This is a genomic window from Kosakonia sp. YIM B13588 (assembly GCF_042788165.1).
Taxonomy (GTDB): Bacteria; Pseudomonadota; Gammaproteobacteria; order Enterobacterales; family Enterobacteriaceae; genus Kosakonia; species Kosakonia sacchari.
The window spans coordinates 48,936-70,612 of the sequence record NZ_JBHZPO010000014.1; the positions used below are offsets into that span (position 1 = coordinate 48,936).

At 55.2% G+C, this 21,677-nt stretch carries 17 protein-coding genes; 12 read left to right on the forward strand and 5 right to left on the reverse strand.

The window, feature by feature from the left end; genetic code table 11:
- The first annotated feature begins 72 nt into the window (after positions 1-72).
- Genes tamA through ACFX4U_RS20160 form a run of 3 tightly spaced genes read left to right on the forward strand, consistent with a single transcriptional unit; the run spans position 73 to position 5,932 of the window.
- Entirely contained in the window at positions 73-1,806 is a 1,734-nt protein-coding gene (gene tamA, locus ACFX4U_RS20150) for an autotransporter assembly complex protein TamA (protein WP_313508047.1), read from the forward strand.
- Positions 1,803-5,579 carry an autotransporter assembly complex protein TamB gene (gene tamB / locus ACFX4U_RS20155; RefSeq protein WP_313508046.1) on the forward strand — a complete coding sequence of 1,259 codons (3,777 nt, stop codon included), beginning with the start codon at positions 1,803-1,805 and terminating at the stop codon, positions 5,577-5,579. Before tamA ends, tamB begins: the two co-directional genes overlap by 4 nt.
- 2 nt (positions 5,580-5,581) lie before the next feature.
- On the forward strand, positions 5,582-5,932 hold the full coding sequence (locus tag ACFX4U_RS20160; protein ID WP_020456270.1) for a gamma-glutamylcyclotransferase: 351 nt from the start codon (positions 5,582-5,584) through the stop codon (positions 5,930-5,932).
- 187 nt (positions 5,933-6,119) lie between these two features.
- On the opposite strand, the gene ppa is transcribed toward ACFX4U_RS20160, so the two are convergent.
- Positions 6,120-6,650 carry an inorganic diphosphatase gene (gene ppa / locus ACFX4U_RS20165; RefSeq protein WP_008460444.1) on the reverse strand — a complete coding sequence of 177 codons (531 nt, stop codon included), beginning with the start codon at positions 6,648-6,650 and terminating at the stop codon, positions 6,120-6,122.
- Between the two features lie 399 nt (positions 6,651-7,049).
- On the opposite strand from ppa, the gene ytfQ reads away from it, so the two are divergent.
- The 6 genes from ytfQ (at position 7,050) to ACFX4U_RS20195 (ending at position 13,772) form a co-directional block, all read left to right on the forward strand.
- Positions 7,050-8,006, forward strand: coding sequence for a galactofuranose ABC transporter substrate-binding protein YtfQ (gene ytfQ, locus ACFX4U_RS20170; protein WP_313508045.1), 957 nt, complete (start codon positions 7,050-7,052; stop codon positions 8,004-8,006).
- A gap of 54 nt (positions 8,007-8,060) precedes the next feature.
- A complete protein-coding gene (gene ytfR / locus ACFX4U_RS20175; RefSeq protein WP_313508044.1) occupies positions 8,061-9,563 on the forward strand; it encodes a galactofuranose ABC transporter, ATP-binding protein YtfR in 1,503 nt (500 codons plus the stop codon).
- Positions 9,564-9,573: 10 nt separating this feature from the next.
- Positions 9,574-10,599: a galactofuranose ABC transporter, ATP-binding protein YtfT gene (gene ytfT, locus ACFX4U_RS20180; RefSeq protein WP_175273860.1), complete on the forward strand. Its 1,026-nt coding sequence runs from the start codon at positions 9,574-9,576 to the stop codon at positions 10,597-10,599.
- Entirely contained in the window at positions 10,586-11,584 is a 999-nt protein-coding gene (yjfF, locus tag ACFX4U_RS20185) for a galactofuranose ABC transporter, permease protein YjfF (protein WP_017459122.1), read from the forward strand. Before ytfT ends, yjfF begins: the two co-directional genes overlap by 14 nt.
- A 110-nt stretch (positions 11,585-11,694) precedes the next feature.
- A complete protein-coding gene (locus ACFX4U_RS20190) occupies positions 11,695-13,260 on the forward strand; it encodes a methyl-accepting chemotaxis protein (RefSeq protein WP_313508043.1) in 1,566 nt (521 codons plus the stop codon).
- Positions 13,261-13,274: 14 nt separating this feature from the next.
- Entirely contained in the window at positions 13,275-13,772 is a 498-nt protein-coding gene (locus ACFX4U_RS20195) for a DUF2569 domain-containing protein (protein ID WP_305737272.1), read from the forward strand.
- A 45-nt stretch (positions 13,773-13,817) separates the two neighbouring features.
- Here ACFX4U_RS20195 and fbp read toward each other — a convergent pair whose 3' ends face one another.
- The gene (gene fbp, locus ACFX4U_RS20200; RefSeq protein ID WP_305737271.1) at positions 13,818-14,816 is read right to left on the reverse strand and encodes a class 1 fructose-bisphosphatase; all 999 of its coding nucleotides are present in this window, start codon (positions 14,814-14,816) and stop codon (positions 13,818-13,820) included.
- A gap of 280 nt (positions 14,817-15,096) precedes the next feature.
- Between fbp and mpl the strand changes: the two genes are divergently transcribed.
- Complete coding sequence (mpl, locus tag ACFX4U_RS20205; protein WP_313508042.1) at positions 15,097-16,479, forward strand: UDP-N-acetylmuramate:L-alanyl-gamma-D-glutamyl-meso-diaminopimelate ligase; 1,383 nt, start codon at positions 15,097-15,099, stop codon at positions 16,477-16,479.
- A gap of 61 nt (positions 16,480-16,540) precedes the next feature.
- Here the strand turns inward: mpl and ACFX4U_RS20210 are convergent, their stop codons facing one another.
- Both ACFX4U_RS20210 and yjgA read right to left on the reverse strand, forming a co-directional pair.
- On the reverse strand, positions 16,541-17,749 hold the full coding sequence (locus ACFX4U_RS20210) for an aldose 1-epimerase family protein (RefSeq protein WP_313508041.1): 1,209 nt from the start codon (positions 17,747-17,749) through the stop codon (positions 16,541-16,543).
- Positions 17,750-18,052: 303 nt separating this feature from the next.
- The gene (gene yjgA / locus ACFX4U_RS20215; RefSeq protein ID WP_017459116.1) at positions 18,053-18,607 is read right to left on the reverse strand and encodes a ribosome biogenesis factor YjgA; all 555 of its coding nucleotides are present in this window, start codon (positions 18,605-18,607) and stop codon (positions 18,053-18,055) included.
- A gap of 95 nt (positions 18,608-18,702) precedes the next feature.
- Between yjgA and pmbA the strand changes: the two genes are divergently transcribed.
- On the forward strand, positions 18,703-20,055 hold the full coding sequence (gene pmbA, locus ACFX4U_RS20220) for a metalloprotease PmbA (protein WP_313508040.1): 1,353 nt from the start codon (positions 18,703-18,705) through the stop codon (positions 20,053-20,055).
- A gap of 56 nt (positions 20,056-20,111) precedes the next feature.
- Positions 20,112-20,498: a cytochrome b562 gene (gene cybC / locus ACFX4U_RS20225; protein ID WP_097401747.1), complete on the forward strand. Its 387-nt coding sequence runs from the start codon at positions 20,112-20,114 to the stop codon at positions 20,496-20,498.
- A gap of 129 nt (positions 20,499-20,627) precedes the next feature.
- Here the strand turns inward: cybC and ACFX4U_RS20230 are convergent, their stop codons facing one another.
- Positions 20,628-21,590 carry a quinone oxidoreductase gene (locus tag ACFX4U_RS20230; protein ID WP_313508039.1) on the reverse strand — a complete coding sequence of 321 codons (963 nt, stop codon included), beginning with the start codon at positions 21,588-21,590 and terminating at the stop codon, positions 20,628-20,630.
- Between the last annotated feature and the right edge of the window lie 87 nt (positions 21,591-21,677).

The window sequence follows — 21,677 nt, forward strand, 5'->3', positions numbered from 1 at the left end:
AAACCTGGCTCAGCGCGGAGCTGCGCTTACGTTTCCTTCCAGGGGTGGGAACAAGGATATTCAGGAGAGAACGTGCCAAAGATCCGTCTGTTATGTTTTGCCGCTTTACTGCTGGTGGGCGAAACGGCTTTCGCCGCCAACGTGCGATTGCAACTGGAGGGGCTAACCGGGGAGCTGCAAAAAAACGTGCGCGCCCAGTTGTCCACCATTGAAAGTGATGAAGTGACCCCGGACCGCCGTTTTCAGGCGCGCGTGGATGACGCCATCCGCGAAGGGTTAAAAGCCTTAGGCTATTACGAACCCACCATCGATTTCGAACTGCGGCCGCCACCGGCGAAAGGGCGCCAGGTGCTGATTGCGCGTGTGCAGGCTGGTGAACCGGTGCGTATTGGCGGCAATAGCGTGATCCTGCGCGGCGGCGCGCGTACGGACAGTGATTATCTCGACTTACTCAAAAAACGCCCCGCTATCGGCACGGTGCTGCACCATAACGATTACGACAATTTCAAAAAATCGCTCACCAGCGTGGCGCTGCGTAAAGGCTACTTCGACAGTCAGTTCCTTAAAAGCCAGCTTGGCATTGCCCTTGAGCGCCGCCAGGCGTTCTGGGATATCGATTACGACAGCGGCCAGCGTTACCGCTTTGGTACGGTTACGTTTGAAGGCTCGCAAATCCGCGACGAATACCTGCAAAACCTGGTGCCCTTCCACGAAGGGGATTATTACCAGACTCAGGATCTGGCAGAGCTAAACCGTCGCCTGTCCGCCACCGGCTGGTTTAATTCGGTAGTTGTCGCGCCAGAGTTTGATAAAGCACGTAAAACCAAAGTGTTGCCGCTTAAAGGCGTGGTGTCACCTCGCACGGAAAACACCATTGAAACCGGGGTGGGCTACTCAACCGATGTCGGGCCGCGCGTCAAAGCAACATGGAAAAAGCCGTGGATGAACTCCTACGGCCACAGCCTGACCACCAGCACCAGTATCTCCGCGCCGGAACAGCAGCTCGATTTCAGCTACAAGATGCCGCTGCTGAAAAACCCGCTTGAACAATATTACCTGGTGCAGGGCGGCTTTAAGCGTACCGATTTGAACGACACCGAAGCGGATTCCACCACGCTCGCGCTGTCGCGATACTGGGATCTCTCCAGCGGCTGGCAGCGCGCCATTAACCTGCGCTGGAGCCTCGATCACTTTACCCAGGCGAACGTGACCAACACCACCATGCTGCTTTACCCTGGCGTGATGATCAGCCGTACCCGCTCGCGCGGCGGTCTGATGCCCACCTGGGGGGATTCGCAGCGCTACTCGGTGGATTACTCCAACACCGCCTGGGGATCGGATGTCGATTTCTTAGTTTTGCAGGCGCAAAACGTCTGGATCCGTACTCTTTACGATCGCCACCGTTTTGTGGCGCGCGGCAATCTGGGTTGGATCGAAACCGGTGATTTTGATCGCGTGCCGCCGGATCTGCGCTTCTTCGCCGGGGGCGATCGCAGTATTCGCGGCTACAAATACAAATCTATCGCCCCTAAAAATGACAGCGGCAAGCTGATTGGTGCCTCCAAACTGGCGACCGGTTCACTGGAGTATCAATACAACGTCACCGGCAAATGGTGGGGCGCGGCGTTTGTCGATAGCGGCGAAGCGGTGAGCGACATCCGGCGCAGTAATGTGAAAACCGGCGCGGGTGTTGGCATGCGCTGGGAGTCACCGGTCGGGCCTATCAAGCTCGATTTCGCCGTACCGGTCGGCGATAAAGAAGAACACGGATTACAGTTTTACATCGGGTTGGGGCCGGAATTATGAGTTTATGGAAGAAAATCAGCCTCGGCGTCCTGGTGTTTATCCTGCTGGTGCTGGGCACCGTGGTCTTTCTGGTGGGCACTACCAGCGGGCTGCATCTGTTATTTAAAGCGGCCAACCGCTGGGTGCCTGGGCTGGAAATCAGCCAGGTGACCGGTGGCTGGCGCGATCTGACATTAAAAAATATCCGTTTTACCCAGCCGGGCGTGGCGGTTAACGCGGGCGAAGTGCATCTGGCGGTGAAGCTCGGCTGCCTGCGCGACAGCAGCCTGTGCGTGAACGATCTGTCGTTGAAAGATATCAATGTCGTTATCGACAGCAAAAAAATGCCGCCCGCCGCACCGGTAAAAGAGGAAGAGAGCGGGCCGCTGAACCTCTCCACGCCATACCCGATAACGCTTAGCCGGGTGGCGCTCAACAATGTAAACATCAAAATCGACGACACCACCGTCTCGGTAATGGATTTCACCACCGGTTTGAACTGGCAGGAGAAAAACCTGACGCTGAAACCGACCTCGCTGCAAGGGTTGCTAATTGCCCTGCCGAAAGTGGCCGATGTGGCGCAAAAAGAGGTCGTTGAACCGAAAATCCAGAACCCGCAGCCGCAGGAAAAACCGCTCGGCGAAACCATGAAAGCGCTGTTTGAAAAGCCGCTGCTGCCGGAAATGACCGATGTTCACCTGCCGCTCAATCTTAATATTGAAGCGTTTCGCGGCGAACAACTGCGTCTTACCGGCGATACCGACATCCTGGTGCGCAGCCTGTTGCTGAAAGTAAGCAGTATCGACGGACAGATGAAGCTCGACGCGCTGGATATGGATTCCAACCAGGGGCAGGTGCGCGCTACCGGTAGCGCCCAGTTGCGTGATTCCTGGCCGGTGGATATTACGCTCAATACCACGCTGAATATCGATCCGCTGAAAGGCGAGAAAGTGAAACTGAAAGTCGGCGGCGAAATGCGTAAGCAACTCGACGTTGGCGTGAACCTTTCCGGTCCGGTAGACATGGATTTGCGCGCGCAAACGCAACTGGCCGAAGCCGGTTTGCCACTGGATCTGGAGATAACCAGTAAGCAGCTTTACTGGCCGTTTACCGGGGAAAAACAGTACCAGGCCGATGACCTGAATCTGAAACTCACCGGCAAAATGACCGACTATACGCTGGCGTTTCGCACGGCGGTGAAAGGCCAGGATGTGCCGCCTGCGACCATTACGCTTGATGGCAAGGGCAACGAGCAGCAACTTAACCTCGATAAACTGGTTATCGCTGCGCTGGAAGGTAAAACCGAGTTGAAAGCGCTGCTCGACTGGCAGCAGGCGATTAGCTGGCGCGGTGAATTAACGCTGAAAGATATCGATACCGCAAAAGCCTTCCCGGAATGGCCGTCAAAACTGAACGGCCTGATTAAAACGCGCGGCAGCCTGTATGGCGGTAGCTGGCAAATGGAGGTGCCGGAGCTGAAACTGAGCGGCAACGTGAAGCAGAACAAGGTCAACGTTGACGGGCAGCTTAAAGGTAACAGCTATTTGCAGTGGACAATTCCCGGCTTGCACCTGGAACTGGGGAAAAACAGCGCCGATATCAAAGGCGAGCTCGGCGTTAAAGATCTCAACCTTGATGCCACGATTGATGCGCCGGGGCTGAATAACGCGCTACCAGGCCTTGGCGGCACGGCGAAGGGGCTGGTGAAAATTCGCGGTACGGTGGATGCGCCGCAGGCGCTGGCGGATATCACCGCCAATAACCTGCGCTGGCAGGATCTTTCCGTGGCTCGCGTGCGCGTGGAAGGCGATGTGAAATCCAGTGACCAGATTGGCGGCAAACTGAACGTACGGGTAGAGCGCATTGCCCAGCCTGGCGTGAACCTCAGCCTGGTGACGCTGGCGGCGGACGGCAATGAGCAACAGCATAAACTGCAGTTGCGCGTGCAGGGCGAGCCGGTTTCCGGCCAGCTTAACCTGGCAGGCAGCTTTGACCGCGAGCAGCAGCGCTGGAAAGGGACACTGAGCGATACGCGCTTTGCCACGCCGGTTGGCCCGTGGTCGATTAACCGCCCGGTCACGCTGGATTACCGCAATCAGGAGCAGAAAATCGCTATCGGCCCGCACTGCTGGCTGAACCCGAACGCTGAACTTTGCATTCCGCAAACCATCGACGCAGGCGCAGAAGGTCGCGCGGTGGTGAACCTGAACCGCTTCGACCTGGCGATGCTGAAACCCTTTATGCCGGAAACCACGCAAGCAAGCGGTGTGTTCAGCGGTAAAGCGGATGTCAGCTGGGACACCACCAAAGAGGGGCTACCGCAGGGTGAAGTGACGCTCTCCGGGCGCGGCGTGAAAGTGACACAGGTAGTGAATGACGCGCCGCTGCCGCTCGCGTTTGATACCCTCAATCTCAACGCAAAACTGCGCGATAACCGGGCCGATCTCGGCTGGCTGATCCGCCTGACCAATAACGGCCAGTTCGATGGTCAGGTGCAGGTCACCGATCCGCAAGGGCGGCGCAATCTGGGCGGCAACGTCAATATTCGCAACTTCTCGCTGGCGATGGCGAATGCTATTTTCAGCCGGGGCGAGAAAGCGGCAGGTACGTTGAATGCCAGTTTACGCCTTGGCGGCAACGTGCAAAGCCCGCAGCTCTTCGGGCAACTGGGGCTGAACGGGCTGGACATAGACGGCAACTTTATGCCGTTTGATATGCAACCCAGCCAGCTGGCGATGAATTTCAACGGCATGAGTTCGACCTTGCAGGGCGTGGTGCGTACCGGGCAGGGGCAGATCAACCTGAGCGGCGATGCCGACTGGAGCCAGATTGATAACTGGCGCGCGCGCGTGGCGGCGAAAGGCAGCAAAGTACGCATTACCGTGCCGCCGATGGTGCGCCTGGATGTCTCGCCGGATGTGGTATTCGAAGCGACGCCAAGCCTGTTTACGCTGGATGGCAACGTGGATGTGCCGTGGGCGCGCATTGTGGTGCATGACTTACCGCAAAGCGCAGTCGGCGTCTCCAGTGATGAAGTGATGCTGAATAACGACTTGCAGCCTGAGCAACCCAAAAGCGCGTCGATTCCGATCAACAGCAACCTGACGGTGCATGTCGGCAACAACGTGCGGCTCGATGCATTCGGCCTGAAAGCGCGGCTGACGGGCGATCTGAAAGTAGCGCAGGATAAGCAGGGGCTGGGCCTGAACGGGCAGATCAACATCCCGGAAGGGCGTTTCCATGCTTACGGCCAGGATTTGCTGGTGCGCAAAGGCGAACTGCTGTTCTCCGGGCCGCCGGATCAACCGATGCTGAATATCGAAGCGATTCGTAACCCGGAATCGACAGAAAACGATGTGATTGCCGGGGTTCGCGTCACCGGCACCGCCGATGAGCCGAAAGCGGAGATCTTCTCCGATCCGGCGATGTCGCAACAAGAAGCGCTCTCGTACCTGCTTCGTGGCCAGGGGCTGGAGAGCGAACAGAGCGACAGTGCGGCGATGACATCGATGCTGATTGGCTTAGGGGTTGCACAAAGTGGTCAGGTTGTGGGTAAAATCGGCGAGACTTTTGGCGTCAGCAATCTGGCGCTGGACACCCAGGGCGTCGGCGACTCCTCGCAGGTGGTGGTTAGCGGCTATGTGCTACCGGGTCTACAAGTAAAATATGGTGTAGGAATTTTTGACTCACTGGCGACTCTCACGTTACGTTATCGCCTGATGCCTAAGCTGTATCTTGAAGCGGTGTCTGGCGTAGATCAGGCACTAGATTTGCTCTATCAGTTTGAGTTTTAGCAATGCGAATATTTGTCTACGGCAGTTTACGACGCAAGCAGGGCAACAGCCACTGGATGACCAATGCTCAGTGGCTGGGGGACTTTTGTGTCGAAAATCATCAGCTGTATAGTCTGGGGCACTATCCCGGCGCAGTAGCCGGTGAAGGAAGCGTCAAGGGCGAAGTTTATCGCATCGACGCAGCAACGCTCGGTGAGCTGGACGCTCTGCGCACCGCGGGCGGCGAGTACAAACGTCAGTTGATCCAGACGCCTTATGGCAGCGCCTGGATGTATGTTTACCAGCGTTCGGTTGAGGGAAAAACCTTGATCGAGAGCGGTAACTGGCTCGACCGCGAGCAGTACCAGAAGTAATCACGCTTAGAGAACCGCGCCGCTGGCGCGGTTTTTCTTTGCGCGATCCGCTTATCTGCACTATCCCGTTTTCGTGCCTGGCTAAGGTAAAGCCGCATCCGGCATTAACCCGACAGCTCACAAAACCAGGGCGAAAAAAAGCCCCGGTGGCATCATGCGCACCAGGGCTTTTTTCAGATAAAGCGGATTACTTCTTCGCTGCGCGCTCGAAAGAGGCAATGATTTCTGCTTTAGCAGCTTCAGCATTGTCCCAGCCGTCCACTTTCACCCATTTGCCTTTTTCGAGATCTTTGTAGTGCTCGAAGAAGTGGGTGATCTGTGCTTTCAGCAGTTCCGGCAGGTCGTTCACATCTTTAATGTGATCGTACTCTTTGCTCAGTTTGGTATGCGGAACGGCAACCAGTTTGGCATCTTCACCAGACTCGTCGGTCATTTTCAGCACGCCAACCGGACGGCAGCGGATCACAGAGCCTGGCTCCAGCGGGTACGGCGTCGGCACCAGCACGTCTACCGGGTCACCATCCAGCGAAAGGGTGTGGTTGATATAACCGTAGTTGCACGGATAGAACATCGCGGTGGACATGAAACGGTCTACGAACAGCGCGCCGCTCTCTTTGTCGACTTCGTATTTGATCGGGTCAGCGTTAGCCGGAATTTCGATAACAACGTAGATATCTTCTGGCAGATCTTTACCCGCCGGGACGTTCAGTAAGCTCATGTTTGTTTCCTTTAAAATGTGTGGCAAACAAGTGCCGGGTATTATAGCCAACTGGCGGTGAATGTCTTGGGCTGTTTTAACTTCCTCACACTTTTTCAGACGCTTTCTGACACCCATTTTTGACCGTTTTATCCATAACCATAGCAGCATCATCAATAAATTTGTGTAACCGATTACAGCGAAATTTCGTTCTAATCCGTACGCAGTAAATTTCTGCAATTTCAATGGATAAATGAGGTGAATTAAAACCGCGCTTTTCGCGCGCCAGATCGCAACTGGTCATCAACAATTCATTCACTTTTCCGATTTGTGATGTAACGCATTCTGTTACATCCTCGATTGTCTATAGTTTTCCCGCAGGTGAAGTTGTAGCCAACAATAACCCTCGAGGATGCTCTTATGTGGAAGCGCTTACTTCTTGTCACAGCAGTTTCGGCAGCCATGTCGTCTATGGCAATGGCCGCCCCGTTAACCGTAGGATTTTCGCAGGTCGGATCTGAATCCGGCTGGCGAGCCGCTGAAACCAACGTCGCCAAAAGCGAAGCCAGCAAGCGCGGCATTACGCTGAAGATTGCTGACGCCCAGCAGAAGCAGGAAAACCAAATCAAAGCGGTACGTTCGTTCATCGCCCAGGGCGTTGACGCCATCTTTATCGCGCCGGTGGTGGCCACCGGCTGGGAACCGGTGTTGAAAGAAGCTAAAGACGCCAAAATACCGGTGTTCTTGCTCGACCGCTCCATCGATGTCAAAGACAAATCGCTCTACATGACTACGGTGACCGCCGACAACATTCTTGAAGGCAAGCTGATTGGTGACTGGCTGGTGAAAACGGTCGATGGCAAACCGTGTAACGTTGTTGAGCTGCAAGGCACCGTGGGTGCGAGCGTGGCGATCGATCGTAAGAAAGGGTTTGCCGAAGCCATTTCGAAAGCTTCTAACATCAAAATCATCCGTTCTCAGTCTGGTGACTTTACCCGCAGTAAAGGTAAAGAGGTGATGGAGAGCTTTATCAAGGCGGAAAACAACGGCAAAAACATCTGCATGGTTTACGCCCACAACGATGACATGGCGATCGGCGCTATCCAGGCCATCAAAGAAGCGGGTCTGAAACCGGGTAAAGACATTCTCACCGGTTCTATTGATGGCGTGCCGGATATCTACAAAGCGATGATCGACGGCGAAGCCAATGCCAGCGTCGAACTGACGCCAAACATGGCTGGCCCGGCGTTCGACGCGCTGGAAAAATTCAAAAAAGACGGCACCATGCCACCGAAGTTGACCATTACCAAATCGACGCTCTATCTGCCGGATACGGCGAAAGAGGAGTTAGAGAAAAAGAAAAACATGGGTTACTGAGTCGCAAAAACCCTCTCCCCGGCGGGGAGAGGGTAAATGTGTAAGGGGTCAACAATGAACGCGGAAGCACACCAGGAAATCCTGCGTACCGAAGGCTTAAGTAAATTCTTTCCCGGCGTAAAAGCGCTCGATAACGTGGATTTCAGCCTGCGCCGCGGCGAAATCATGGCCCTGCTCGGGGAAAACGGCGCGGGAAAATCGACGCTGATTAAAGCGTTAACCGGCGTTTACCACGCCGATAAAGGCGCTATATGGCTGGAAGGCCAGCAAATCAATCCGAAAAATACCGCCCACGCCCAGCAGCTCGGCATCGGGACGGTGTACCAGGAAGTCAACCTGCTGCCAAACATGTCGGTGGCGGATAACTTATTTATTGGTCGCGAACCCCGGCGTTTTGGTTTATTGCGTCGTAAAGAGATGGAAAAACGCGCGACTGAATTGATGGAGTCTTACGGTTTCTCGTTGGATGTGCGCGAGCCGCTTAACCGTTATTCGGTGGCGATGCAGCAGATTGTGGCCATTTGCCGCGCCATCGATCTCTCCGCTAAAGTGCTGATCCTTGATGAACCCACCGCCAGCCTCGATACCCTGGAAGTGGAAATGTTGTTTACCCTGATGCGCCAGTTGCGCGATCAGGGCGTCAGCCTGATCTTCGTTACCCACTTTCTCGATCAAGTCTATGAAGTCAGCGACCGCATCACCGTGCTGCGCAACGGCGGTTTTGTCGGTTGCAAACCTACCAGCGAGTTGCCGCAAATAGAGCTGGTCAAAATGATGCTGGGTCGTGAACTGGAAAGCAACGCCCTGCAACGCGCCGGGCGCACGCTGCTGAGTGAAAAACCGGTGGCGGCGTTCAATGGTTATGGCAAAAAAGGGGTGATCGCCCCGTTCGATCTGGAAGTGCGCCCCGGTGAGATTGTCGGTCTGGCCGGGTTGTTAGGCTCGGGTCGCACCGAAACCGCTGAAGTGATTTTTGGCATCAAACCCGCCGACAGCGGCAGCGCGACCATCAAAGGCAAGTCCCAATCTTTACGTTCGCCACACCAGGCTTCGTGTCTGGGCATCGGTTTTTGCCCGGAAGACCGTAAAACCGACGGCATTATCGCCGCCGCGTCGGTGCGGGAAAATATCGTACTGGCGTTGCAGGCGCAGCGCGGCTGGCTGCGGCCAATCCCACGCAAAGAGCAGAACGCGATTGCCGAGCGTTTCATTCGCCAGCTTGGCATTCGCACACCGAGCGCCGAGCAGCCGATTGAGTTTCTTTCCGGCGGCAACCAGCAGAAAGTGCTGCTTTCGCGCTGGCTACTGACGCGCCCGCAATTCCTGATCCTCGATGAGCCGACGCGCGGTATCGATGTGGGGGCGCATGCGGAGATCATTCGCCTGATCGAAACCCTCTGTGCCGATGGTCTCGCGCTGCTGGTTATTTCGTCCGAACTGGAAGAGCTGGTCGGTTATGCGGATCGGGTGATTATCATGCGCGATCGTAAACAGGTAGCGGAGATCCCGCTCGCTGAGTTGTCCGTTCCGGCGATCATGAATGCCATTGCGGCGTAAGGAGTAAAGTGTGATGCCTCAATCACTTGGCCAAACGACGCCGCCAAAACGTCGTTTTAACTGGCCGACCGGAACGCCGCAGTTGATAGCGCTGCTGCTGGTGTTGGTGGTGGATAGCCTGGTCGCGCCGCATTTTTATCAGGTGGTGTTACAGGATGGTCGTCTGTTCGGTAGCCCGATAGACATTCTTAACCGCGCTGCGCCGGTGGCGCTGCTGGCCATTGGTATGACGCTGGTGATTGCCACCGGCGGTATTGATCTGTCGGTCGGGGCGGTGATGGCGATCGCCGGAGCAACGGCAGCGTCGTTAACGGTCGCCGGATACAGCCTGACGGTGGTGCTGCTGGCGGCGATTGGCACTGGTGTGCTGGCTGGATTGTGGAACGGCATTCTGGTGGCGATTTTGAAGATCCAGCCGTTCGTCGCCACGCTGATTTTGATGGTTGCCGGGCGCGGCGTCGCACAGTTGATCACCTCCGGGCAGATAGTCACCTTTAACGCTCCGTCACTGGCCTGGTTGGGTAGCGGTTCGCTGCTGCTATTCCCAACCCCGGTGATTATCGCGCTGGTCACGCTGGTGCTGTTCTGGGTGTTCACTCGCAAAACCGCGCTCGGCATGTTCATTGAAGCGGTGGGCATCAATATTCGCGCGGCGAAAAACGCCGGTGTGAATACCCGTGTTGTGGTGATGCTGACTTACGTGCTGAGCGGCGTGTGCGCGGCGATAGCCGGGGTGATTGTCGCGGCGGACATTCGCGGGGCGGATGCCAACAACGCCGGGCTGTGGCTGGAATTAGACGCGATTCTGGCGGTGGTTATCGGCGGCGGTTCGCTGATGGGCGGGCGCTTTAATCTTGTGCTGTCGGTGGTGGGTGCGCTGATTATTCAGGGCATGAATACCGGCATTTTGCTCTCCGGTTTCCAGCCGGAACTCAACCAGGTGGTGAAAGCGGTGGTGGTGATGTGCGTACTGATTGTTCAGTCGCCGCGCTTTATCGCGCTGATTAAAGGAGCTCGCGGTCATGATAAAACGTAATTTACCGCTGATGATAACGCTCGGCGTGTTTGTGCTCGGCTACCTCTACTGCCTGACGCAGTTTCCCGGTTTCGCGTCGACGCGCGTGATTTGCAACATCCTCACAGATAACGCTTTCCTGGGGATTATCGCCGTTGGTATGACCTTCGTGATCCTCTCTGGCGGCATTGATTTATCCGTCGGCTCGGTGATCGCTTTCACCGGCGTTTTTCTGGCGAAAGCCATTGGTGACTGGGGCATCTCGCCTCTGCTGGCATTCCCGTTAATTTTACTGATGGGCACCGCGTTTGGCGCGTTTATGGGGCTTCTGATCGACGCGTTAAAAATCCCGGCGTTTATCATCACCCTGGCGGGGATGTTTTTCCTGCGCGGCGTCAGCTACCTGCTCTCGGAAGAGTCAATTCCAATTAATCACCCGATTTATGATTCGCTCTCCAGCATGGCGTGGATGATCCCCGGCGGCGGACGTTTGAGCGCAATGGGGCTGCTGATGCTGTTCGTGGTGGTAATCGGTATTTTCCTCGCACACCGCACTCGTTTTGGCAACGAAGTCTACGCGATTGGCGGTAATGCGACTTCCGCGAACCTGATGGGTATCTCAACACGCAGTACCACCATTCGTATCTATATGCTCTCGACCGGGCTTGCGACGCTGGCGGGGATTGTCTTTTCCATTTACACCCAGGCCGGTTACGCGCTGGCGGGCGTGGGGGTTGAGCTGGATGCGATTGCCTCGGTGGTGATTGGCGGTACGCTGCTGAGCGGTGGTGTCGGCACGGTGCTCGGCACACTGTTTGGCGTGGGTATTCAGGGGCTTATCCAGACCTATATTAACTTCGACGGCACGCTTAGTTCCTGGTGGACCAAGATTGCCATCGGCATTCTGTTGTTTATTTTTATCGCGTTGCAACGTGGCTTAACGGTGCTGTGGGAGAACCGCCAAAGCTCACCTGTTACACGCGTTAGCACAACAGCAACAAAGTAATAACATGTTGAAATGACTATTTTTCCCTAAAGTAATTCCGGTGGCGGTCGATAACTGACGAATCGGCTTAATTTACGCCAAAAAGTATCGCTGCTACCGGGATTCACATCATGCTTAAAACGCTTTCGATCCGTACTGGTTTACTTTCTTTGCTGGCTGTTATGACGTTTCTCCTGTTGCTGGTTAGCGGCATCGGAGTTTATGCACTCAATAAAAGTTCCTCATCGCTGGAGCGAATTAGCCAGCTTCAGGGCGAAAAGATGGCGCGCCTGAGCGAAGGTTACACGCTGATCCTGCGTGCGCGTAATGAAGCGGGCCAGGCCGTGCGCATGATGGAAGTCGGTTTGCTGGATGATGCCGCCAAATCGGTGAAAATGATCAATGGCGAAATTGAACACGGTGAGCAATCGCTTACGGGTGTGATTAAGGCGGGCGTCGATGACGAACAAGGTTCTGCACTGCTGGCGGCGTTAGCGAAAAGCTACGGCGACTATGTCAATCAGGGCATTAAACCGATGCAGGATGCGCTCAACCACCAGAGCGCCGATGCCTATTACGACCTGCTGGAAAACAAACTGATCCCTATCTCCCGCCAGTTCGACAACGACATGCAGGCATTCCAGAAATGGGGCGAAGTGCGCGGCAAAGCGGAAGTGAGCGCCGTTCAGAGCAGTAAAAACGGCGTTATGCTGCTGATTCTGGTGGTGGCGTTGCTGGTGGCCGGGATCATCGTGCTGGCCTGGCTGGCGCTGCGCCATTTGCTGCTCAAGCCGCTGGATACCTCTATTCAGCAGCTGGAACAGGTGGCGGCAGGGGATTTGACCTACCTGAAAACAGACGTCAGCAGTAAAGAGTTTAACCGGCTGAACGCGGCTATTGAGGAGATGCGTCAGTCGCTGGTGGGGTCGGTCACCCGCGTGCGCGATGCCAGCTCGCAAATTGATACCGGCAGCCGTGAATTGGCGGCGGGCAATGTCGATTTGTCGCAGCGTACGGAATCTACCGCCACATCGCTGGAGCAAACCGCAGCCAGCATGGAGCAGATCACCGCCACGGTGAAACTGAACGCCGACAACGCCGAGCAGGCGCATAAACTGGCGAAGACCGTTTCCGATACCGCCGATCGCGGCAGCGAAATGGTCTGCTATGTTATTGAAAAAATGCGCGATATCTCCACCAGCTCCGATCGTATCGCCGACATTCTTAGCGTGATTGACGCCATTGCTTTCCAGACCAATATTCTGGCGCTGAACGCCGCCGTTGAAGCGGCGCGCGCGGGTGAGCAGGGGCGTGGTTTCGCGGTGGTTGCCGGTGAAGTGCGTAACCTTGCCAGCCGCAGCGCCGAGTCGGCGAAAGAGATCCGGGCGCTCATCAGCAGCTCGCAGGCGCAGGTGTCTGAAGGCAGCGATCTGGCGATGCAGGCCGGTGAAACGATGGACGAAATCGCCGAAGAAGTGTTGCGAATGACCAAACTAATGCGCGAAATCGCCAATGCATCGCAGGAGCAGAGTCGCGGTATTGAGCAGGTGAATATCGCCGTCAGCCAGATGGATGAAACCGCGCAGCAAAACGCGGCGCTGGTGCAGCAATCTTCTGCGGCGACCCGTTCGCTGGAAGAGCAGTCCCGCGAGTTGTTGCAGGCAATGGCTTCATTCCGTTTACAGACGCAGGGATAACGAAAGGCAACGACATGGGAACCTGTATTCAATGCGATAAGGACGCGCTGAAAGAGAGTGATTTCTGCGCGGAGTGCGAGGCGCGCGAGTTTAAAAAAATTCGCGGCTGGCTTTTTGTACCGGCGATCTCGCTGGTGCTTTCTCTGCTGACGATTGTGGTGTCAATCAACACGACCGTTCAGGAACTGATGGAGCACGACGGCGCGTTCGTCGCAGGGCAGAAAGGGCTGCTTATTTTTGAGCTGGTTTTCTTTGTGGCGATGTTTGCTTACACGTTGTTCGTTTCGAGCCTGTTCTTTCGCAAAAAGCGTCAGCTTCCGCGCTTTTTCATTGGTTTTCTGCTGCTTTGGCTTGCGTTTTACGGGATGGATTTAGTGCTGGCACATCAGCTTATGGATCTGCCTTACGTCTACGATAACGTTAAGCCGTTGCTGCGTAACGCGGTAAGCGCAGCGATTTGGATCCCCTATTTTCTGGTGTCCATTCGCGTCAAACGCACCTTCGTGCGCTAAAAAAAAGCGCCACAATCGTGGCGCTTTCTCGTTCGAACCGGCCGATTAGGCGTCCGGGAACTCACGCAGATAGCGTTCTACGTCATCCACCATGTGCTCGTTGCCGACAAAGAACGGACGGCGCTGGTGCAGACTTCCCGGCTGGATATCCAGAATGCGGTTTTTGCCGTCGCTGGCTTTACCGCCCGCTTGTTCAGCGAGGAAAGCCATCGGGTTGCATTCGTACAGCAGGCGCAGTTTCCCTTCCGGGTGGCTGGCGGTGCTTGGGTAGAGGTAAATCCCGCCTTTCAGCAGGTTACGGTGGAAATCCGCCACCAGCGAACCGATGTAGCGCGTGGTGTAAGGGCGGTTGGTCGCTTTATCTTCTTCCTGGCAGAATTTCAGGTATTTCTTCACGCCCTGCGGGAATTTGATGTAGTTGCCTTCGTTAATGGAGTACGTGTTGCCACGCTCCGGGAAACGCATACGCTCCTGGCTCAGGCAGAACACGCCAAGTGACGGATCGTAAGTGAAGGCATGTACGCCGCAGCCAGTGGTGTAAACCAGCATGGTGGACGAACCGTAAACCACATAACCGGCGGCGACTTGCTTGTTGCCCGGTTGCAGGAAGTCTTCCATGGTGACCGGCGTACCGACTGGCGTGACACGGCGATAGATGGAGAAAATTGTCCCGACGGAGACGTTAACGTCGATGTTGGAGGAACCATCCAGAGGATCCATCAGCACCACATATTTCGCGTGTTCGCAGCCTTCGAAAACGACGATCTCATCTTCTTCTTCAGAGGCGATCCCAGCCACGATATCGCGGGCGCGGAGTGCGGCTTTCAGTTTTTCGTTCGCGAACAGGTCGAGTTTTTGTTGCTGCTCGCCCTGCACGTTTTCAGCACCGCTTGCACCCAGGATATCGACCAGACCGGCCTTGTTGATATCGCGATGAATGATCTTGGCGCCCAGTTTTATCGCCGACAGCAAAGCAGTCAGTTCACCCGTTGCATGCGAGAACTCATGCTGCTTTTCGACAATAAATTCACCTAACGTTTTCATAACACTTTCCCTGCATTTTTCATGATGGAGTAAAGCGATTGTAGCCTGTGGTTTTCAGGTTGCTGCTCACAGCAAGTTCCGGATAGTAAACAGCTGACGCCGTAACAGCCAGAGCTTTCGCAAACGAAAACGCGAAGGTCCTGCAACAATACTAACAAACATTCAAAAGTCCGCGCACAGGTGAATCGCGCCAGCTATATGCGGATTATCCTGAAATGCATTTCTCTGTGCGTAAACATATGAGTAAAATGTGCGCCAGTTTAAGAAAGGATAATGACGTATGCGCATTCATATATTGGGGATTTGTGGCACTTTCATGGGCGGGCTGGCAATGCTGGCGCGCTCGCTGGGACACCAGGTAACGGGCTCGGACGACAGTGTCTATCCGCCGATGAGCACGCTGCTTGAGAATCAAGGGATTGAACTGATTGAAGGTTATGACGCAAGCCAGCTCGATCCGGCGCCGGATTTGGTCATCATCGGCAACGTGATGAAGCGCGGTAATCCCTGTGTGGAAGCGGTGCTGGAAAAGAACATTCCGTTTATGTCGGGCCCGCAATGGCTGCATGACTTTGTGCTGCGCGACCGTTGGGTTGTCGCGATCGCCGGTACGCACGGCAAAACAACCACCGCCGGGATGGCGACGTGGATTCTCGAAGCCTGCGGTTATAAACCGGGGTTTGTCATTGGCGGCGTACCGGGCAACTTTGATGTCTCGGCGCGTCTGGGTGAGAGCCCGTTCTTCGTGATTGAAGCCGATGAATATGACTGCGCCTTCTTCGACAAACGTTCCAAATTTGTCCATTACTGCCCGCGCACGCTGGTACTCAATAACCTTGAGTTTGACCATGCGGATATTTTCGACGACCTGAAAGCGATTCAGAAACAGTTCCACCATCTGGTGCGCATCGTGCCGGGGCAGGGGAAAATCATCTGGCCGGAAAACGACATCAACCTGAAACAGACGATGGCGATGGGCTGCTGGAGCGAGCAGGAGCTGGTGGGCGAGCAGGGCCACTGGCAGGCGAAAAAACTGAACACCGACGCCTCTAACTGGGAAGTGTGGCTGGATAACGAATGCGTCGGCCAGGTGAACTGGGGCTTAGTGGGCGAGCACAACATGCACAACGGCCTGATGGCGATTGCTGCCGCGCGTCATGTGGGTGTTGCCCCGACAGATGCGGCGAAGGCGCTGGACTCTTTTATCAACGCGCGTCGCCGTCTGGAGCTGCGTGGTGAAGCCAATGGCGTGACCGTGTATGACGATTTTGCCCATCACCCGACGGCAATCCTGGCAACCCTCGCGGCGCTGCGCGGGAAAGTGGGCGGCACCGCGAAAATTATCGCCGTGCTGGAGCCACGCTCGAACACCATGAAAATGGGCATCTGCAAAGACGATCTGGCGCCGTCGCTGGGACGTGCGGATGAAGTGTACCTGCTGCAGCCGCCGCATATTCCCTGGCAGGTGGCGGAAGTGGCAGATGCCTGCGTACAGCCTGCGTACTGGAGTGCGGATATCGATACGCTGGCGGAGATGATTGTCAAAAGCGCCCAGCCGGGCGATCACATTCTGGTGATGAGCAACGGCGGGTTTGGTGGTATCCACCAGAAGCTGCTAGACGGGCTGGCGAAAAAAGCGCAGCTCGCTGCTGAAAGCGCCTGATCGCACTAAGTAAATAAAAAACCGCGCCCGAAACCTGGCGCGGTTTTTTTGTGTCTGCGCGTTACTCTTTCGCCATCGGCGTTTCAATCGACTGCGGGGTTTTGTTGCCCTGAATTTCCTGCACGCGTTTTTCTACTTCAGCCACCTGGCCGCTGTTGTGCAGCAGCGTATAGGTTAAATCGAAGCGGGTGCTCTGGCCCGGTTGCAGTTGTTTCACGCGTTTTTGTTCGCGTTCAATAGTCACCGGGTAGGCATAGCTGGTGCCCGGCTCGATACCGGTGACGTAGCCCTGTTTTTCCGTATCAGTATTTTTCCACAGCGTCAGCACCGGCAACTGCTCGGTGTTGTAGCTAATCGCCACGCCTTTATCTCCGGCCTTGTTGAGCAATGCCGCGACGGTCTGTTTACTGGCGTCAGCCAGCGGCTTGATATTAAACACCATCTCGTCGAAGCCCTTGGTTGGCCCGGCGTAGGTTTGCCACTCTTTCAACCCTTTTTTGGCGTAATCATTGAACGGGCTGACGTTTTCATACGGTGTAATAAAGCGCGCGCCCTGTTCAAGGATCGGCTTACTGAAATTGCTGTGGTAGATGATTTGGTAATCGTGCGGATAGTCAGCATGGTTGGTCAGCACGTCATGCAGGCTGAAACTGTTGCTGCCAGGAATGTAGCGCAGTTCCATTTCCGTTTGCAGATCCGCTTTTTTGAAAGTGCTCTCTTTCACCGATCCGCGAATGCGAATTTCATATGGCGCAGTTTCGCTAACATCGACGGAAACCTGCGAAGCGGGCGTGTTACCGACTTTGCCATGCAGGGTGTAAATCTGCCCGTCTGCCGTTACCGGATGGCCGGTCCATTCGTAACCGCAGCGCACCACCATTTCGTTGAAACCTTCCAGCCAGCCGAGGCCATTGCGGCTTTCCAGATTCATGAATGCCGGATTAACGACCTCTTTTACCGGTGAACTCCAGCCCATATGCACGCCAAAACCGTCGGCATAGAGCAAATTCATACCGCGCGTCGGGCTCAGCGCGATAGTCAGGCCGTTTTTACTGCTCAGTTTGATGACTTTGCTGCCCTCTTGTTTACCACCATGCAGCACCACCTGTTCAATGCTGAACTGCTGATCTTTGATGTTCAGCTGATCGCTGCTGATCCGCCAGTTTCCTTGCTCTACACCGCCTTCAGCACTTGTCAGCACCCAGGTTTTCGCCATCACCGGACCGGATACAAGCAGAGCAAGTGCGGAAAGCATTACGGTTTTTTTCATCATTTCGTCCTTTTAGCTGAATCGATTATTTGCACCACGGCTGAAATCTACGTTTTGCGCAGTGGAGAAAATGTGATCCGTTTCATTTGCTGAAAATGAGCGAGGATGAGAAGGCAAATAGCTGGTATTGATCGCATTTATCTATGAAATGAAAGCTATTTGTGTGGTAAATATGTGATGTGTAATGCTTTTAGCTTTAACGATTCAGCTAAAGCAGCGCAGCATCCATGGGGGAAATAAATGAAACAGGAAAAGGGTAGCGGGAAAAGCCCTCTCCCGCAGGAGAGGGATAATGCAGAAAGGTTATTGCTCGCTGGTTTCAGCCAGTTCACGCAGATACTGGAAGATTAAACGCGCGGATTTCGGCGGTTTATTACCTTCTTTCTCTTTCTTCGCATTACGGATGAGCGAACGCAGTTGCTGGCGATCAGCGTCCGGCCACAGGTTCAGCACCTCTGGCACCGCATCATCACCCTCTTCAATCAGGCGATCACGGATCTGCTCCAGTTTGTGGAAAAAGGCAACTTGCTGATTGTGGCGGTTTTTCAGCTTATCCAGCGCCTGGCGAATCGGATCGACATCGCGCTGACGCAGCATTTTACCGATCAACTGCAACTGACGGCGGCGACCCTCTTTCTTAATGCGCTGCGCCAGTTCAATGGCGTCGCGCAGATCCTGGTCGAGCGGGAGTTTATCCAGCGCGTTTTTGCCAAGATCGACCATTTCCGCGCCGAGCTGCTTTAACTCTTCAGCATCGCGCTTAATTTCACTCTTACTGACCCAGATGATCTCGTCATCTTCGTCTTCAATATCATCACCGGGCACGTCGTCGAGCCAGTCGTCGGGCTGCTTTGTCATCTCAGGCTCCTTAAAAAAAGAGGCTAATGTTACCAGTTAAGGCGCGCACTGAAAAACGGTTCTCTGTTAGACTTCAAAGAATCTCTCCCTTAATTATGGCATTGGCAATGAAAGTAATCACACAAGTTGCACAACAACGCAAAACGCTGGAAGAGGCGGTTACCACAGCGCTGGAATTAGCCGCCGGAAAAGCGGACGGTGCGGAAGTGGCTGTAAGCAAAACCACCGGGATCGGCGTCAGCACACGCTACGGCGAAGTGGAGAATGTTGAATTTAACAGCGATGGCGCACTTGGGATAACCGTTTACCACCAGAACCGTAAAGGCAGCGCCTCGTCAACCGATCTCAGCCCGGACGCGATTGCCCGCACCGTACAGGCGGCACTGGATATTGCACGTTATACCTCGCCGGATCCTTACGCGGGCGTGGCAGATAAAGAGCTGCTGGCGTTTGAGGCACCGGATCTCGCCCTGTTCCACCCGGCGGAAGTGACTCCGGATGAAGCCATTGAATGGGCCGCGCGCGCTGAACAGGCGGCGCTGAAAGCGGATAAACGCATTAATAATACCGAAGGCGGCAGCTTCAACAGCCACTACGGCATTAAAGTCTTCGGCAACAGCCACGGCATGCTGCAAAGCTACTGCTCTACGCGCCACTCTCTGTCGAGCTGCGTGATTGCCGAAGAGAATGGCGATATGGAGCGCGATTACGCGTACACCATCAGCCGCGACATTAGCGAACTGCAAACACCGGAATGGGTGGGCGAAGAGTGTGCGCGTCGCACGTTGTCCCGCCTGTCGCCGCGTAAGCTGCCGACCATGAAAGCGCCGGTCATTTTCGGCCACGAAGTAGCAACCGGCCTGTTTGGTCACCTGGTGGGCGCGATTGCCGGTGGCTCTGTCTACCGAAAATCGACCTTCCTGCTGGACTATCTCGGCAAACAGATCCTGCCGGAGTGGCTGACGATTGAAGAACATCCGCACCTGCTTAAAGGGCTGGCATCTTCACCGTTCGACAGCGAAGGCGTGCGCACCGAACGCCGCGATATCGTTAAAGATGGCGTGCTGATGCAGTGGCTGCTGACCAATTATTCCGCGCGTAAGCTGGGGCTGAAAAGCACCGGACATGCGGGCGGCATTCATAACTGGCGCATTGCCGGGCGCGGTTTGAGCTTTGAGCAAATGCTAAAAGAGATGGGCACCGGGCTTGTGGTCACCGAGCTTATGGGCCAGGGCGTGAGCGGCATTACCGGTGATTATTCGCGCGGTGCGTCCGGTTTTTGGGTAGAAAATGGTGAAATCCAGTACCCGGTGAGCGAAATTACCATTGCCGGAAATTTGAAAGATATGTGGCGTAATATCGTTACCGTTGGTGACGATATCGAACACCGTAGCAATATTCAGTGTGGTTCAGTGTTACTCCCGGAGATGAAAATCGCCGGACAATAACTCCGTGGCGCACAGAGCTGCGCCTTTAGCGTGAATAATAAAAAAGGAAGTGAGCAATGCGTAAAAACCTGTTAGCGATCCTTGCTGTGTCATCGTTGTTTGTTGGATCGTCGGTGTTCGCCGCCGATCTCGAAGATGATATGGGCACCCTGAATGACAATCTGAAAGTGGTGCAGAAAACCAGCGACGCTGGCGAGATGAAAGATGCATTAACCAAAATGCGTACCGCTGCGCTGGATGCACAAAAAGCAACGCCGCCGAAACTGGAAGGTAAAGCGGCAGACAGCGCGGAGATGAAAGATTTCCGCCACGGCTTTGATGTGCTGGTTGGGCAGATCGACGGCGCGCTGAAACTGGCTAACGAAGGCAAAGTGAAAGAGGCGCAGGACGCCGCTAAAGGGTTCATCGATACCCGTAACACGTATCACAAGAAATATCGTTAATTCGGTATCAGGTTAAACGAAGCGGGGCAATTGCCCCGCTTTTTACTTCAGCTTCTTGACCGGAATTTCCGGTGTCCGCTTTTTATTATGTGCTTCCCTGGTGCTGTTTCATTTTTAAAACGCGTTATGTCAGGGGATCAAAATCACCTTCCCGCTAAACCCTCTGTTTTCCAGCAAGTCATGCGCCTCTTTACCCCGGTAGAGCGGAAACGATGTCACCTCCGGCAATGTAATATGCCCCGCTTTCAGCAGTGCAAACAGGCGATCGGCGCGGCGCTGCCGCTCTTGCTGCGAGGTCAGGTAAGTCCACAGATCGGCACCGATAACGCCGGTGGATCGCAATAAAAACTGCGCCGGATCCGGCGTGGGGATCGTGCCGCCGGACATACCGAACAGCACAACGCGCCCGCCATCTTTCAGGCTGTCCAGGCTTTGTAGCAGCGTGCTGCCAACCGAATCAAACACGATATCGCAACCCGGCGTATGCCAGGCGCGAACCTGTTCAGGCCATGAGTCGTAATCGGCGGCGGCGTCTGCGCCGTTACGCAGACAGCGGTGCTGCTTAGCCTGGTTTGAGGCCACGGCGAACACCTGCCCCCCCCGGTGTACCAGCATTTGCGTCAGCAGGCTGCCCACGCCGCCAGCGGCGGCCAGCACGGCGACACGCATGCCGGGTACCACCGGTAACACGTCATGTACCAGATAATCTGCGGTTAAGCCTTGCAACAGAATCGACGCGGCCTGCGCTTCAGAAAGCCAGTCGGGAAGGCGGATGGCGTGTTCCTGCGGCACCACAATATGGCTGGCGTGCGCCAGCGGCACATCGGCAAAACCCACACGATCGCCCGGCTGCCAGCCGCTCACACCGCTCCCCACGGCAATCACCTGGCCGGCACCTTCATACCCGGCAACCCAGGGGGCGTTTCCTGCCAGCGGGTAACGCCCCTGGCGGCGATAAATATCCGCAAAATTCAGCCCGGCGGCAGACACGTCGACCAGCAACTCGCCCGCGCCGGGCTGCGGCGTCGGGTGATTGTGCAGGTAGAGCACGTCTGAAGCGCCAAACTCATTGAAAACCAGCGATTGCATCATTAAGAACCCAATAAACGATAATGGCGCTATTATTTCCCGCGTCCTGTTGCGGATAAATGGGGCGTTGTTATCTTCATTTGATACTGT

What these genes read in the sequence shown, in the direction of transcription:
- fbp (WP_305737271.1), bottom strand. Translation starts at nt 14,816, where the DNA reads ATGAAAACGTTAGGTGAATTTATTGTCGAAAAGCAGCATGAGTTCTCG.
- ytfR (WP_313508044.1), top strand. Translation starts at nt 8,061, where the DNA reads ATGAACGCGGAAGCACACCAGGAAATCCTGCGTACCGAAGGCTTAAGT.
- tamB (WP_313508046.1), top strand. Translation starts at nt 1,803, where the DNA reads ATGAGTTTATGGAAGAAAATCAGCCTCGGCGTCCTGGTGTTTATCCTG.
- yjgA (WP_017459116.1), bottom strand. Translation starts at nt 18,607, where the DNA reads ATGACAAAGCAGCCCGACGACTGGCTCGACGACGTGCCCGGTGATGAT.
- pmbA (WP_313508040.1), top strand. Translation starts at nt 18,703, where the DNA reads ATGGCATTGGCAATGAAAGTAATCACACAAGTTGCACAACAACGCAAA.
- ytfQ (WP_313508045.1), top strand. Translation starts at nt 7,050, where the DNA reads ATGTGGAAGCGCTTACTTCTTGTCACAGCAGTTTCGGCAGCCATGTCG.
- ACFX4U_RS20195 (WP_305737272.1), top strand. Translation starts at nt 13,275, where the DNA reads ATGGGAACCTGTATTCAATGCGATAAGGACGCGCTGAAAGAGAGTGAT.
- ACFX4U_RS20230 (WP_313508039.1), bottom strand. Translation starts at nt 21,590, where the DNA reads ATGATGCAATCGCTGGTTTTCAATGAGTTTGGCGCTTCAGACGTGCTC.
- mpl (WP_313508042.1), top strand. Translation starts at nt 15,097, where the DNA reads ATGCGCATTCATATATTGGGGATTTGTGGCACTTTCATGGGCGGGCTG.
- yjfF (WP_017459122.1), top strand. Translation starts at nt 10,586, where the DNA reads ATGATAAAACGTAATTTACCGCTGATGATAACGCTCGGCGTGTTTGTG.
- ppa (WP_008460444.1), bottom strand. Translation starts at nt 6,650, where the DNA reads ATGAGCTTACTGAACGTCCCGGCGGGTAAAGATCTGCCAGAAGATATC.
- ACFX4U_RS20160 (WP_020456270.1), top strand. Translation starts at nt 5,582, where the DNA reads ATGCGAATATTTGTCTACGGCAGTTTACGACGCAAGCAGGGCAACAGC.
- ACFX4U_RS20210 (WP_313508041.1), bottom strand. Translation starts at nt 17,749, where the DNA reads ATGAAAAAAACCGTAATGCTTTCCGCACTTGCTCTGCTTGTATCCGGT.
- ACFX4U_RS20190 (WP_313508043.1), top strand. Translation starts at nt 11,695, where the DNA reads ATGCTTAAAACGCTTTCGATCCGTACTGGTTTACTTTCTTTGCTGGCT.
- cybC (WP_097401747.1), top strand. Translation starts at nt 20,112, where the DNA reads ATGCGTAAAAACCTGTTAGCGATCCTTGCTGTGTCATCGTTGTTTGTT.